The 12477-nt window shown below is 69.6% G+C and carries 16 protein-coding genes and 1 tRNA gene; 13 read left to right on the top strand and 4 right to left on the bottom strand.

Features of this window, described 5'->3' with window-relative positions:
* The 5 genes from ACFFC4_RS16730 (at window position 1) to ACFFC4_RS16750 (ending at window position 3242) form a co-directional block, all read left to right on the top strand.
* Window positions 1-324 (top strand): DUF4873 domain-containing protein, encoded by a 324-nt coding sequence (locus ACFFC4_RS16730; RefSeq protein ID WP_375502917.1) that lies wholly within the window; start codon window positions 1-3, stop codon window positions 322-324.
* Between the two features lie 21 nt (window positions 325-345).
* Window positions 346-795, top strand: coding sequence for a MaoC family dehydratase N-terminal domain-containing protein (locus ACFFC4_RS16735; RefSeq protein WP_375502919.1), 450 nt, complete (start codon window positions 346-348; stop codon window positions 793-795).
* Between the two features lie 61 nt (window positions 796-856).
* Window positions 857-1294 carry a MaoC/PaaZ C-terminal domain-containing protein gene (locus tag ACFFC4_RS16740; RefSeq protein WP_375502921.1) on the top strand — a complete coding sequence of 146 codons (438 nt, stop codon included), beginning with the start codon at window positions 857-859 and terminating at the stop codon, window positions 1292-1294.
* Entirely contained in the window at window positions 1291-1797 is a 507-nt protein-coding gene (locus ACFFC4_RS16745; protein ID WP_375502923.1) for a DUF2505 domain-containing protein, read from the top strand. The genes ACFFC4_RS16740 and ACFFC4_RS16745 overlap by 4 nt, the downstream gene beginning before the upstream one ends.
* Window positions 1776-3242 (top strand): peptidase M1, encoded by a 1467-nt coding sequence (locus tag ACFFC4_RS16750; protein WP_375502925.1) that lies wholly within the window; start codon window positions 1776-1778, stop codon window positions 3240-3242. Before ACFFC4_RS16745 ends, ACFFC4_RS16750 begins: the two co-directional genes overlap by 22 nt.
* Window positions 3243-3301: 59 nt before the next feature.
* Here ACFFC4_RS16750 and ACFFC4_RS16755 read toward each other — a convergent pair whose 3' ends face one another.
* Window positions 3302-4321, bottom strand: coding sequence for a hypothetical protein (locus tag ACFFC4_RS16755; protein WP_375502927.1), 1020 nt, complete (start codon window positions 4319-4321; stop codon window positions 3302-3304).
* Between the two features lie 285 nt (window positions 4322-4606).
* Between ACFFC4_RS16755 and ACFFC4_RS16760 the strand changes: the two genes are divergently transcribed.
* From ACFFC4_RS16760 to rplL, 8 genes are all read left to right on the top strand, one after another.
* Window positions 4607-4679: transfer RNA gene (locus ACFFC4_RS16760), tRNA-Trp, on the top strand.
* A 69-nt stretch (window positions 4680-4748) separates the two neighbouring features.
* Entirely contained in the window at window positions 4749-4982 is a 234-nt protein-coding gene (gene secE, locus ACFFC4_RS16765; protein WP_375502929.1) for a preprotein translocase subunit SecE, read from the top strand.
* Between the two features lie 49 nt (window positions 4983-5031).
* On the top strand, window positions 5032-6054 hold the full coding sequence (gene nusG, locus ACFFC4_RS16770) for a transcription termination/antitermination protein NusG (RefSeq protein ID WP_375502931.1): 1023 nt from the start codon (window positions 5032-5034) through the stop codon (window positions 6052-6054).
* 13 nt (window positions 6055-6067) lie between these two features.
* Complete coding sequence (gene rplK, locus ACFFC4_RS16775; protein WP_375502933.1) at window positions 6068-6499, top strand: 50S ribosomal protein L11; 432 nt, start codon at window positions 6068-6070, stop codon at window positions 6497-6499.
* Between the two features lie 74 nt (window positions 6500-6573).
* The gene (rplA, locus tag ACFFC4_RS16780) at window positions 6574-7299 is read left to right on the top strand and encodes a 50S ribosomal protein L1 (RefSeq protein ID WP_375502935.1); all 726 of its coding nucleotides are present in this window, start codon (window positions 6574-6576) and stop codon (window positions 7297-7299) included.
* Window positions 7299-8975, top strand: coding sequence for a glycosyltransferase 61 family protein (locus ACFFC4_RS16785; RefSeq protein ID WP_375502937.1), 1677 nt, complete (start codon window positions 7299-7301; stop codon window positions 8973-8975). Before rplA ends, ACFFC4_RS16785 begins: the two co-directional genes overlap by 1 nt.
* A 236-nt stretch (window positions 8976-9211) precedes the next feature.
* Window positions 9212-9853 carry a 50S ribosomal protein L10 gene (rplJ, locus tag ACFFC4_RS16790; RefSeq protein WP_375502939.1) on the top strand — a complete coding sequence of 214 codons (642 nt, stop codon included), beginning with the start codon at window positions 9212-9214 and terminating at the stop codon, window positions 9851-9853.
* Window positions 9854-9926: 73 nt separating this feature from the next.
* Window positions 9927-10313 (top strand): 50S ribosomal protein L7/L12, encoded by a 387-nt coding sequence (rplL, locus tag ACFFC4_RS16795; RefSeq protein WP_375502941.1) that lies wholly within the window; start codon window positions 9927-9929, stop codon window positions 10311-10313.
* 94 nt (window positions 10314-10407) lie between these two features.
* Here the strand turns inward: rplL and ACFFC4_RS16800 are convergent, their stop codons facing one another.
* From ACFFC4_RS16800 to ACFFC4_RS16810, 3 genes are read right to left on the bottom strand one after another with little or no spacing between them, the layout of a single operon-like run.
* Complete coding sequence (locus ACFFC4_RS16800) at window positions 10408-11391, bottom strand: asparaginase (protein ID WP_375502985.1); 984 nt, start codon at window positions 11389-11391, stop codon at window positions 10408-10410.
* A complete protein-coding gene (locus ACFFC4_RS16805; RefSeq protein WP_375502943.1) occupies window positions 11391-12170 on the bottom strand; it encodes a hypothetical protein in 780 nt (259 codons plus the stop codon). Before ACFFC4_RS16805 ends, ACFFC4_RS16800 begins: the two co-directional genes overlap by 1 nt.
* Window positions 12167-12397 carry a hypothetical protein gene (locus ACFFC4_RS16810; RefSeq protein ID WP_375502945.1) on the bottom strand — a complete coding sequence of 77 codons (231 nt, stop codon included), beginning with the start codon at window positions 12395-12397 and terminating at the stop codon, window positions 12167-12169. Before ACFFC4_RS16810 ends, ACFFC4_RS16805 begins: the two co-directional genes overlap by 4 nt.
* Window positions 12398-12477 lie beyond the last annotated feature (80 nt).

Below are 12477 nucleotides of genomic sequence, written 5' to 3' on the forward strand. Positions count from 1 at the left end.
ATGTCTGACGCACCCGCTGGCGAGGACGGCTATCGCGGGCCGGGCGAGTTGATCACGCAGGACGGCGTGATCGCCGTCGAGCTCACGCTCGGCGGCCACTTCGATCCGATCAGCGGTCACTACAGCTGGTACGGCCGGGTAGCCGCGTCGCCCGAGGTCGCGGCGCTGCTGGCTGGGGGAGTCCGGGAGGTCGTGTTGCGCACCCCGCACGCGAGCGTCCGGACCAGGCTGTCGGACGTCGACCCGTGGGGACGTCCCCGGGTCGAGGGCAACGGCCCGACGCCGTTCGCCGTGCTCGACCGGGTTTCCGCCGACGAGAGCTAGCCCGCTGCGTAATCTCGATCCATGCCTGTCGATCAGTCCTTCGTCGGACGCACGTACCCACCGAGTGAGCCCTACCGGGTCAATCGCGAAAAGATCCGCGAGTTCGCCGATGCGATCAACGATCCGAACCCCGCCTACCGCTCGGTCGACGCGGCCCGCGCGCTCGGCCACGCCGACATCGTCGCGCCGCCGACGTTCCCGATCGTGCTGACGATGAATGCAGGCAACGCGTTCCTGTTCGACCCGGCGGCCGGGGTCGACTTCAGCCGGGTGGTGCACGGCGACCAGCGCTTCGTGCACGAGCGGCCGCTGGTGGCCGGCGACAAGATCACCGCGGCGCTGACGATCGACGGCATCCGGGTCGCCGGCGGCAACGAGATCATCGCCAACCACACCGAGGTGCGCACCGTCGACGGCGAACTGGTCAGCACCGCTTACGCCACGATCGTCGTGCGGGGGCCGGGGGCATGACCGAGCTTGCGAGGTCATCAATGTGGCCAGCACGCAGTCAGCGACCGACGGAGGAGGGAGCATGACCGCTGTGTCCGGGGTCGCCCGCGGAGATGTCCTGCCGGCGCGGGATTTTCCGATCCACCGCGCCGACCTCGTCCGCTACGCGGGCGCGTCGGGGGATTTCAACATCATCCACTGGAACGAGCGCGTTGCGACCTCGGTGGGGTTGCCGAACGTTATCGCGCACGGGATGTTCACCATGGCCACTGCGGCGCGGGTCGTCACGGACTGGACCGGCGACCCGGGCAGCGTCGTCGAGTACGGCGTGCGCTTCACCCGCCCTGTCGCCGTCCCGGACCCCGACGGCGCCGTGCTGCACGTCGAGGCCACGGTGCGCGAGGTCCGCGAGGACGGCCTGGTCGAGGTCGACCTGACGGCCTCCGTCGACGGGCAAACCGTCATGGCCAAGGCCCGTGTCGTCACCCGGCCGCCCGTCGTCGCGAACGGAGCCGCATGAAGATCGAGCGCACGATGACCTACGACATCCCACCCGACGAGGCCGTCGCCATGTCGTGCGACCCGGCTTTTCAGGAGCGCAAGTGCCAGGACGCCGGCGCGCTCAGCTGGTCGGTGCGGGTGACGCCGCTCGACGACGGCTCCACCGAGATCAGCACGCGCCGCAAGCTGCCCACCGTGGGCTTCCCGTCGCTGCTGCGAAAGCTGCTGCCCGAGGGCATGACGTCCACCGAACTCATCACCTGGGCGCCGGCGGAGGATTCCGTCGGCGCGCGGTCGGCCACGTTGGCCGTCGACTTCCACGGTGCGCCGACCTCGCTGAAGGGGCGGATCGACGTCGTGCCCACCGCCACGGGCGGCTCGAGTATTCGGATCACCGCGGACTTCAAGGCCTCGGTGCCGCTGGTCGGCGGCAAGGTCGAGAAGCTCGCCTCGCCGATCATCGTCGACATCATCGACTCCGAGCAGAGAACTGGCGCCGCGTGGTCGGCCGAGGCGGCCTGAGACGAGCCGTCGCGCTCGGCGCGGCGATCGTCGCGCTCGGCGGCCTGAGCGCGTGCACGTCGACGACTGACGGGCAGGGTGCGGTCGGGTCGGCATCTGTTTCGGCCTCGCCTGCGCCTCGGGCGTCGGCGACGCCCAGTGCGTCGCCGCCGTCGTCGGGCACCACCGCTGCCTGCCCGGCGAGCTACGCCGCACCCGACCCGAACCGGCCGCGGATGAAACTGACCTTCACCGTCTCGACCGACCTGACCACCGTCACCGGTCTCGAGCGGATCGCCTTCACCCCCGACAAGCAGATCACCGAACTCGTCTTCCGGCTGACCGCGAACACCAAGCCGACCGTCCGCCAGGGCAACAAGATCGTCGTCCAGTCGGCAACCGCCGATCACGGCGGCGGCCGGTTCACGCTGTCCGCGGCCAACGCCGACCCCGCCACCCAGGGCGGCCTGCTGCACCTCCCGTTCGCGCGGCCCGTCCCGGCCGGCACGACCGTCAACGCCACGATCGCGTTCACAGTCACCCTCGGCGAGGAGTCCTTCGACCGTTTCGGGCGCACCGACGGTTACGCGTGGTTCGCATCTGCCCAGCCCCTGCTTGCCTGGCAGCGCGGTTACGGCTGGCACGATGAGGACCTCATCGACGTCACGGCCGAGAGCGCCACCAGCGAGGCCATGGACGTCGACCTGACGGTCGTCGCCCCGGGCCGGGACACCGTCATCGCTTCGGGGAACCCGGCCGACCCGCCGCGCTCCACCGGGGCCCGCGCCTGGCGCTCGCACCTGGACTCGGCCCGCGACGTTAGCGTCTCGGTGGGCCCGTTCGCGGTCTCCGACACCGTCGTCGACGGCGTCAAGCTGCGCCTTGGCGCGTACACGACCGGCATCCGCGATTCGCTGGTGCCCGAATTCGCGCGCGCCATCCGGTCGCTGGTGACGCTGCTCGGACCGTTCCCCTTCCCGTCGCTGTCGGTGGCCCGGTTGCCCGCGGGCGGGGGCGGCATCGAGTACCCGAGCTCCATCCTGATGCTCGACGGCTCGCGGCTGGTGGCCGTGCACGAGACGGCGCACCAGTACTTCTACGCAATGGTCGGCGACTCCCAATCCCTGCATCCATGGCTGGACGAGGCGTTCGCCCAGTACACCGAGGAGCGCATCGACAACGATGCGCCGAATGATGGCGCCCTCAACGCCCCGGGGCGGGTGGACAGCTCGGTCGAGTCCTACGGCGCCGACACCGAGCGCTACTACTTCACCACTTACAACAAGGGTGCCGCCGCCCTGCACGCCGCCGAACAGGCCGCCGGCACGACCCGGTGGGACAAGGCGCTGCGTTGCTACGTCGCCGCCAACGCCTGGCGCATCGTCGTCCCCGCGGACTTCCAGCGGGCGATCAGCGCGTTCCCGTCGGCCGTCGCCGTGCTGCGGCGAGCCGGCGCCCTGCCGTAACCCCCTCCTGCTGATCAACAGCACCGAAACGTCGCGAGGCGACGTTTCGGTGCTGTTGATCAACGCAGGGTGGTGGGGGTGCGGAGGTAGTACGGCGCAGGCGGCCCGGACGGAACGCACATGCCGTTCGGGCTGCAGCGAGCCGCGGGTGGCCATGGCAGCGCGAGCTCTGCGGCCCGACCCGCCAGCCAGTCCGCGACCTCGTCCAGGACGAAGTCGGGACGGTCGCGGATGTCGACCGGCGGGTAGTGAGTGACGGTCAGACCGTAACGACTGAGCGTGTTATGCCGCCGCATCGTGTTGCGCCACTGCGGCTCGTAGAAGTGATGCCGTTGGCTGTCGACCTCGAGGACAGCACGAAGTGAACGCCAGAGCACGTCGGCGGTCGCGACGTGAACACCGCGCTCGTCGATGAGGGGAACGTTGAGCTCGAACTCCGGCAGGCGTGCTGCCGTCATGATCTCGGCGAGAGCAGCTTCGGAGATCGATGCGGCCCCGGCGATGACGTCTTCGAGGGCGCGGCGCAAGAAAGCGCTGTCGTTGCGCGGGCCCGACTCAAGTTCCTCGAGCAGGTCGTCGACTGAACACAAGCCCTGCTGGGCGGCGCTGGTGACAAGCGCTCGGACCGGAGCGAGCGTGCGATAGGTCAACGCCGTGTCAGCGACGGCGCGAGCGATCGGGGCGGCCGACATCGTGCCCAGTTGCGCCATACCGAGGCGCTGGGGCAGGAGCGGTCGGTCTGACGGCCGAATGCGCACGCCGCCGCGGACGCGGTGTCGGCCTGCCGGACACAGGATCAGGACCTCGTCAATCGGTGGACGGGACGAGCCGAGCCCGACGGCGTGCAGTACATCCCAGCCGCTCACTACCGCCCCTGGTCCGGCAAGAGCGCTGCCGGCGCGGATCCAGTCCGCCCGCGATGGCGGGTCCGGCCGGGTCAGGTAGATGCCACGGGTGAGCGTCTGCCAGCGCTGCAATCGAAGCTCCGTGCGCACGACGCCCGGCGTGAAACCCAGGGACGAGGTGTCCGAAGCGCACAGGATGCGCGGCAATGGCAAACCGTTTGGGGCCGTGAGCATGGACCAGATGGTCATCAAATCTGGGACTTCATGCTCCGCCGGTCGACGTCCTGTGGACAACCGGCACCTCGACGGACACCCTCCAACTGATCAACAGCACTGAAACGTCCGCAGAGAACGTTTCAGTGCTGTTGATCAGCGAAGGGGCGCTGGGATCGCACGGCCACTATCGGGTTGGAGTCGTGTGGCGCGGACCCGTAGACTGGCACGTCGGGGTCCGAGGTGGCCTCGCGTCAGCATGCTCGCCGAGCAGCCGGGGCGAGGTGCGCGCGTCCCTGGCCTTCTACGGGCGTGGCTCAATTGGTAGAGCTCCGGTCTCCAAAACCGGCGGTTGCAGGTTCGAGTCCTGCCGCCCGTGCGCAGTTCCAGCAGTGCTCAGCAGTCCCCGACGATGGCCTACCGGTCATCACAACGCAGGAGGTAGCTCGTGACCGCCACGCGCACCGAGTCATCCGCCGCCCGCCCCTCACGCGGCCGCGGCGGCAAGCCGACTCGATTTGTCCGCGAGAGCGTGTCCGAGATGCGCAAGGTCCTCTGGCCGTCGCGCAGTGAGCTCGTCACCTACTCCGCCGTCGTCATCGTCTTCGTCGTGATCATGGTCGCGCTCGTGTCGGGCCTGGACATCGGCTTCACGAAGGTGGTCGTGGCGCTGTTCGGCTAGCCCGGACGCGCCCGCCCCTACGACCAACACGCAGCAGAGAAGAGACATAGTGACCTCCCCGTCCGACGAGACGACTGACACCACCGACGACCGCAGCTCGCTCACGAGTGAGGCGGCCGAATCCGCAGAGTCCGGCCCCGCCGACCTGTCCGCGGCAGCCCGCATGCTCGGCGCCGATGACGACGAGCCGACCGAGAGCGCCGCCGACGACGGTGACGTCGACTTAGACCTCAGCGAACTGCCGCCCAGCACCGATGATCCGGCGCTGGACGACCTGGGCTTGGCGGAGACCGCCGACAGCGTCGACGCCGCGGCGGACGAGGCGGCGCTGGCCAGCGGCCTGGCGACCGACGTCGTCGAGGCGTCCGAGAGCGCCGAAGGCGCCGCCGACACCGACGACACCCCGGTCACCGACGACACTGCAGTCACCGACGACACCGCAGTCACCGAGGACGAGGACGAGGACCCGGTCGAGACCCTGCGCCGCGAACTGTCGACACAATTCGGCGACTGGTACGTCGTGCACTCCTACGCCGGCTACGAGAACAAGGTGAAGACCAACCTCGAGAGCCGCATTCAGAGCCTCGACATGGAGGACTACATCTACCAGGTCGAGGTCCCGACCGAGGACGTCGTCGAGATCAAGAACGGCAAGCGTCAGCAGGTCCAGCGCAAGGTCTTCCCGGGTTACATCCTGGTGCGCATGGACCTCAACGACGAGTCCTGGGGCGCCGTGCGCAACACCCCGGGCGTCACCGGCTTCGTCGGGGCCACGTCGCGCCCGTCGCCGCTGACCTTGGAAGAGGTCCTCAAGATCCTGGCCCCGGCCACCCAGCGCGCCGAGAAGCTGGCCCAGCCCGGCAAGGGCGGCGCGGTCGCGGCCGACAAGCCGGAAATCCAGGTGGACTTCTCGGTCGGCGAGTCGGTCACCGTCATGGACGGCCCGTTCGCCACGCTGCCGGCCACCATCAGCGAGATCGACGCCATGCACCAGAAGCTGCACGTCCTGGTGTCGATCTTCGGACGCGAGACACCCGTCGAGCTGTCCTTCAGTCAAGTGTCGAAGCTCTAGAAGAAAGACAGTCATGCCACCCAAGAAGAAGCTCACCGCGATCATCAAGCTGCAGATCAAGGCGGGCGCCGCCAACCCGGCGCCCCCGGTCGGCCCCGCGCTCGGCCAGCACGGCGTCAACATCATGGAGTTCTGCAAGGCCTACAACGCGGCGACCGAGGCCCAGCGCGGGCAGATCGTGCCCGTCGAGATCTCGGTGTACGAGGACCGCTCGTTCACCTTCGTCACCAAGACCCCGCCCGCCGCGCGTCTGTTGCTCGCCGCAGCCGGTGTCGAGAAGGGCAGCGGCGAGCCGCACACCAAGAAGGTCGCCAAGGTGTCGATGAAGCAGGTCCGTGAGATCGCCGAGTCGAAAATGGAAGACCTCAACGCCAACGACATCGACCAGGCCGCGAAGATCATCGCCGGCACCGCCCGCAGCATGGGCATCACCGTCGAGGGCTGAATTTCAGCCACCCAGAAACCGTGGGAGGACGCACATCGCGTCCGCCTGACCACTGAGCAGAAGGAAGAACCGCAATGACCCAGCGCAGCAAGGCCTACCGCAAGGCCGCCGAGCTCCTCGAAGAGGGCAAGCTTTACTCGCCGCTCGAAGCAGCCAATCTCGCCAAGCAGGCCTCACCCACCAAGTTCGACGGAACCGTAGAAGTTGCCATGCGCCTCGGCGTCGACCCGCGCAAGGCCGACCAGATGGTCCGCGGCACGGTCAGCCTGCCCAACGGCACCGGCAAGACCGCCCGCGTCATCGTGTTCGCCACCGGCGACAAAGCCGCCGAGGCCCTCGCGGCCGGTGCGGACGAGGTCGGCAGCGACGATCTCATTCAGAAGATCACCGACGGATTCCTCGACTTCGACGCCGCGATTGCGACGCCGGACCAGATGGCCAAGGTGGGCCGCATCGCCCGCGTGTTGGGCCCGCGTGGTCTCATGCCCAACCCGAAGACGGGCACGGTGACCCCCGACGTCGCGAAGGCCGTCAACGACATCAAGGGCGGCAAGATCAGCTTCCGGGTCGACAAGCAGGCCAACCTGCACCTGATCATCGGCAAGGCGTCCTTCTCGCCCGAGCAGCTGGTCGAGAACTACGCTGCCGCGCTCGACGAGATCCTGCGCGCCAAGCCGTCGGCGTCGAAGGGCAAGTACCTGAAGAAGGTCACCTTCGCCACCACGATGGGCCCGGGCATCCCGGTCGACGCCAACCGCACCCGCAACCTGCTCGAGACGGCGGACGCCACCGGCGCCTGATGTCTCGCGTACCGGCCGCCGTTCGGCGCCGGGTGCACTTGCTCGGCGGGCCGCTGGCGCACATCGGCGATCGGCTTCCCGCCGGCGCGGACCGTCTGGTGGTGCTGGTCGTCGACGGCACGCGCGTGCCGTTGATGCTCTGGCGGCGCTCGTTCAGGCACGACCGGACGGTCGTCATCCGTCACGACGATGAGCTCGCCGCAACGTCGCTGGCGATCGCCGCGCTGGGTCCCGTCGACGTGCTGGTAGATCTGCTCGCCGGACCCGGCGTCGACCACCGCCGGGTCTGGGAGGCGCTGTTCCTGCACGTGCGACGCGACGGCGCGTACCTCTTGGGTCGCACCGGTCGGGGACACGGCCGTGGCGCCCGGACGCTGCGGGCCTGGTGGCGCAGCGCACCCGAACGCATCGAGACGCCGCTGGCCGGCCCGTCACCCGACCTCGAACTCGCGAACGAGCTGGCTGGCTCCCTGGGTCGCGTCAGCTCCGGGCCGCACGCACTGCTGGTGCAACAGCGGCAACGGCACTGGTGGAAGGTGCGCGAAGCGGCGATCCCCGAACTGCTGCCGCGCCGCGATCGGGACCTGTCGTGGACGGATCTGCAGGTCCTGCCGGCGGGGTCCTTCCGCCCGACCACACCGGTGACGCACCACGGTTCGACCGTTCCGCAGACCTGGCTCGACGAACGGATCGACCACCCGGCGATGCGGGTGCGTCACTACGCCGGCGATCTCGCCTTCGCCGGTCACATGCTCGTGCACACCGAGAACACGATCCTGCCGGACTCCTACAGCTGGCCGTTGGCCGCCGATCCCAACAATCCGTTCGCGGTCTCCGGCGGGCGGGAATTCGCCCGCGTCGCCGACGCCCGCGTCGCCACGGAACGGCTGCCCGGGAACTACTACCTGCTCGATCCCAACTACGACGAGTACGGCCACGTCCTCACCGAGGTGGTCGGCCGGTTGTGGGGCTGGGACGAGGCGAAGGCACGCATCCCGGATCTGAAGGCGTTGTTCTGGGTGCGCGAGGACGGGCCGGACGTCACCGCTCGACCGAAGTTCCGCTTCGCCGAGGCCTACGGGATCGCGGCCCGCGACATTGTGCGGACGGTGCGCCCCGTCCGCGTCGACTCGCTCGTCACCGCCACGCCCATGTGGCACAACCGCTCCCCGTACTACGTCCATCCGCAGCTGCGTGACGTGTGGCGGCGGCTGGCGCACGGTTTCGGCGCCGACACTGCACCCTCGGGCCAGCGCATCTTCATCGGTCGCTCCGGCGATTTCGCCCGGCGCGTCTGCCGTAACGACGCCGACGTGCAGCGCTTCTTCGTCGAGCGCGGGTTCAGGGTCGTCTACCCTGAGCATCTCGACGTCGCGCAGCAGGCAACCCTGTTCGCCGGCGCGCACGTGGTGGCCGGGTACGCCGGTTCGGCGCTGTTCAACGTGCTGTTCGCGCACCACCTGCAAGCCCTGCTGGTGTTGACGCACCACTCCTACACCGCCCGTAACGAACACCTGTTCGGTGCTGGGCTCGGCGTGCCGGTGCACTACTTCTGGTCGCGCGCCGACATCAGCCACCCGGCCGACCGAAAGACATTCGCGGCCGTCGAGTCGCCCTGGGAGTTCGACTTTGCGGCCAACCAGGCGGCGCTGGACGACGTGCTCGCGCGGATCTGAGCGGTTCGGTGCCGCCTGGGCGCCATGTAGACTCGTACGCGATCCACCCGAAGACCGCTGGTTGTCGCGTGCGCACACGTGATCAAAGCTCCGAAGCGTCGGAGCGGCCCGCGCAGGATGGCATCGGTTCGGCTTCTCACGCCGCCCCGTGCGCCCTGCGCCGGGGCGTTTCTGCATTTGGGGCCAACCCGTGCGCAGCACGGAACCGGCTCGATGCATGAGAGAGGAGGCAGCAGATGCCGAGTACCGAGAAATTCAGTGCCGTCGACGAGATCACCGAGCACTTCTCGAGCTCGTCGGCCGCCGTCGTCACCGAGTACCGGGGACTTACCGTCAAGCAGCTCAGCGACCTTCGTCGCTCGCTGGGGCGCGAGACCACCTACGCGGTCGTCAAGAACACCCTGACCAAGCGGGCGGCCGCCGACGCGGGAGTTCCGCTCGACGAGTCGCTGCTCACCGGCCCCACGGCCATCGCGTTCGTCAAGGGCGACGCCGTCGAGGCCGCGAAGGGCCTGCGTGACTTCGCGAAGGCAAACCCGCTGCTGATCATCAAGGGCGGCGTGCTCGACGGCAAGGCGCTCAGTGCCGGCGAGATCAGGCAGATCGCCGACCTCGAGTCCCGCGAGGTCCTGCTCGCCAAGATGGCCGGCGCCCTGAAGGCCCTGCCGTCCCGCGCAGCCGGGCTGTTCCAGGCTCCGCTGTCGCAGATGGCGCGCCTGGCCAAGGCCCTGGAAGACAAGAAGCCAGCCGACGCCGCTCCCGCGGCCGATGGTGGCGATGCTGCTCCCGCAGCTGACGTTGCTCCTGCGGCTGACGCCCCCGTAGCTGCGGTTGACGCCGACGCTGCACCCGAAGCCTCCGCCGAGCCGGCGGAGTAACTGCGCTGCTGGGTCCCACCAGCGCGCACCCACCTCACGCCGGCTCATCCGGCACGACAGAAAGGACGCCATCATGGCGAAGCTCAGCACCGACGAGCTGCTCGAGTCGTTCAAGGAGATGACTCTCCTGGAGCTCAGCGAGTTCGTGAAGCAGTTCGAGACCACCTTCGACGTCACCGCCGCCGTCGCGGCCGCCCCGGCGGCTGCCGGTCCGGCCGGCGCCGCCCCGGCCGAGGCCGAGGCCGAGCAGGACGAGTTCGACGTCATCCTCGAGGCTGCCGGCGACAAGAAGATCCAGGTCATCAAGGAGGTGCGCACGCTCACGAGCCTCGGTCTGAAGGAGGCCAAGGACCTCGTCGACGGCGCGCCGAAGCCGGTCCTGGAGAAGGTCAACAAGGAGGCCGCCGAGAAGGCAGCGGAGGCCCTCAAGGGCGCCGGCGCCACGGTGACCGTCAAGTAATTCAGCAGTACCCGTTCGACGCCGAGGGCGGTCCGCATCTGTGCGGGCCGCCCTTCGCGATGTCCGTGGCCGGCACGCCGCCGACGGGCCGCGATCAGAGCGGCGGCAGGCTCAACCGCTGCAGCAGCGAGGGCGCGGCGGTGACGACGCCCACCGGCCGGCCGCCGCCGAGGACCGGCACGGCGCCCCAGCGGCGGACCGCCGGCCCGTCGTGACCCCAGTACCGCAGCGCAGTGGCGAGTAGCGGACCCAGCGCGCGGGCCGAGCCGTCGTCGACCTTGGCCGCGAACGACCGCCCGTCGGGCAGCGCCGCCGCCCACACGCCCTCGGCTCCGTTCTTGGCCAACAGACCAGGGATCTCGAGGCACAGCTCGGTTACCGGCGTGGCCGTGCCGCTGACCAGCATCGGTTCGGCGCGCATCGCATCGGCAGCCACCCGCTCGGGCGATCCGGCGTCCGCCGTCGACAGCCGGGCGAAGGAGTGCCCCAGCGCCCGCAATGGGATCGTGTGCGCCGGCGCACCGCACCCGTCGACCGACGTCGCCGTGATCGGCGAGCCGCCGAGTCGCTCCACGTGTGACACCACTACTTGCTGCAGTGGGTGGGACGGGTCGAGGTAGGTCGCGGTGTCCCAGCCCGCGGTGACGCAGGTCGCCAGCATTGCCGCGTGCTTGCCCGAGCAGTTGTGGCAGATGGCGGCCGGCCCTCCGCCGTCCCGGATCCACGCCAGCAGCGCCGCCGGCTGCGCGGGCAGGTCCGGCGGGCAGCGCAGCGCGGTCTCGTCCAAACCGGCAGCGGCCAGCGTCGCGCGTGCCCCGGCCACGTGCACCGGCTCGCCGAGGTGGCTCGCTGACGCCAGGGCGATCGTCTGCGTCGACCCGGTGAAACCGGCGGCCAGCATGGCCACCGTCTGCAGGGGCTTGAGGGCCGAGCGCGGGAAGATCGGCACAGTTACGTCGCTGAGCTCGACCTCGACGTCCCCAGAAGCGTCGAGCAGGACGAGCGAACCACGGTGCCGGGACTCGACCACGCCACCCCGGGTGACGTCCAGTAGCTCGCTCGACGCAGGCCCCGGCATCACGCGGTGAGCCGTGCGAACGCTGCCTTCTCGAATTCGCCCGAGGCGACGGCCGCCTCGTAGGCGGGATGCAATGCCGAGGCTGCTGCGTAGCGGGCGGTAAGCCGGGTCAGCCGCGTGCCGGTCAGGTGCCCGACCAGCTCCCCGAGCTCGGCCCAGAGCTGGTAGGCGGAGGCCGCCGCGAGCACGTCGTCGATCTGGGCGTCCGTGAGCAGACCACCAATGGTCTCGAGCCGCGAATTGTCGTCCAGGACGAAGCCGAGCCGCAACAACTGCTCGCCGTCGTAGCGCGCGATGGACACCCGCAGCGCCTCGGGGCTGATGTAGGAGACGAAGGCGCCCATGGCCACCCATTCGCCGCGCCGCGCCAACTCCAGGCCGGTGGTGGCCACCCGTTCCGGCGGGATCGCGGCGACCACCTCCGGCGCTCGGGCCGGGTCCATGACCGCCGAGACGTCGGCCAGGTAGCGGTCGCCGATGCGGGTGACCATGTCGGCCGCCCGCGCGGGCTCGAGCAGTTCCGCTGTGCGCGCGGCGAGCAGCGGCGGCAACGCGGCCTCGGTGAGCTTGGCGGTCACTGCGGCAGGCACCGTCTTCGACAGCGCGGCAACGCGGGTGAAGTGGTGCTTGTCGGCCCGGAACATCGCCTCGCCGATCTGGGCCCGCAGGATGCGCAGGTCGTCGGCCGGCACCGTCGCGAGGACGGTGAGTGCCGACTCGTCGACGTCGAGGGTGTGTGCGAGCTTGCGCAGTTCCGCCTGCACGTCCAACGAGCTCATCCGAGCAAGACCTTTCGGACGATGCCCCGCACCGGGAACGGGACGTGTTTGAGCGTGGCGGTGAACGCCTGCTCAAGACTCTCGGACTGACGGCGGCGGGAGTCCTCGAGCAGGTCGGCCAGGGCGGTGCGGGCCTCGACGGGCAGGCCGAGCACGCTTGCCGGCGGGTTGGCGTCGAGCAGCGTCCGCAGCCGCGCGTTCGGATCGGTGGCCGGTCGTTCGGGCATGCCGGAACTTTATCGGCACGGTCTGTCACACAGCGCACCCACCGTCGACGCCGGGCGACCACCGGGCGGCCACCCGGCTG

The organism is uncultured Jatrophihabitans sp. (assembly GCF_964244045.1).
GTDB lineage: Bacteria > Actinomycetota > Actinomycetes > Mycobacteriales > Jatrophihabitantaceae > Jatrophihabitans.

What these genes read in the sequence shown, in the direction of transcription:
- ACFFC4_RS16810 (WP_375502945.1), bottom strand. Translation starts at nt 12,397, where the DNA reads ATGCCCGAACGACCGGCCACCGATCCGAACGCGCGGCTGCGGACGCTG.
- rplA (WP_375502935.1), top strand. Translation starts at nt 6,574, where the DNA reads ATGACCCAGCGCAGCAAGGCCTACCGCAAGGCCGCCGAGCTCCTCGAA.
- ACFFC4_RS16730 (WP_375502917.1), top strand. Translation starts at nt 1, where the DNA reads ATGTCTGACGCACCCGCTGGCGAGGACGGCTATCGCGGGCCGGGCGAG.
- rplL (WP_375502941.1), top strand. Translation starts at nt 9,927, where the DNA reads ATGGCGAAGCTCAGCACCGACGAGCTGCTCGAGTCGTTCAAGGAGATG.
- ACFFC4_RS16805 (WP_375502943.1), bottom strand. Translation starts at nt 12,170, where the DNA reads ATGAGCTCGTTGGACGTGCAGGCGGAACTGCGCAAGCTCGCACACACC.
- rplJ (WP_375502939.1), top strand. Translation starts at nt 9,212, where the DNA reads ATGCCGAGTACCGAGAAATTCAGTGCCGTCGACGAGATCACCGAGCAC.
- ACFFC4_RS16785 (WP_375502937.1), top strand. Translation starts at nt 7,299, where the DNA reads ATGTCTCGCGTACCGGCCGCCGTTCGGCGCCGGGTGCACTTGCTCGGC.
- ACFFC4_RS16735 (WP_375502919.1), top strand. Translation starts at nt 346, where the DNA reads ATGCCTGTCGATCAGTCCTTCGTCGGACGCACGTACCCACCGAGTGAG.
- ACFFC4_RS16755 (WP_375502927.1), bottom strand. Translation starts at nt 4,321, where the DNA reads ATGCTCACGGCCCCAAACGGTTTGCCATTGCCGCGCATCCTGTGCGCT.
- ACFFC4_RS16800 (WP_375502985.1), bottom strand. Translation starts at nt 11,391, where the DNA reads ATGCCGGGGCCTGCGTCGAGCGAGCTACTGGACGTCACCCGGGGTGGC.
- rplK (WP_375502933.1), top strand. Translation starts at nt 6,068, where the DNA reads ATGCCACCCAAGAAGAAGCTCACCGCGATCATCAAGCTGCAGATCAAG.
- ACFFC4_RS16740 (WP_375502921.1), top strand. Translation starts at nt 857, where the DNA reads ATGACCGCTGTGTCCGGGGTCGCCCGCGGAGATGTCCTGCCGGCGCGG.
- ACFFC4_RS16745 (WP_375502923.1), top strand. Translation starts at nt 1,291, where the DNA reads ATGAAGATCGAGCGCACGATGACCTACGACATCCCACCCGACGAGGCC.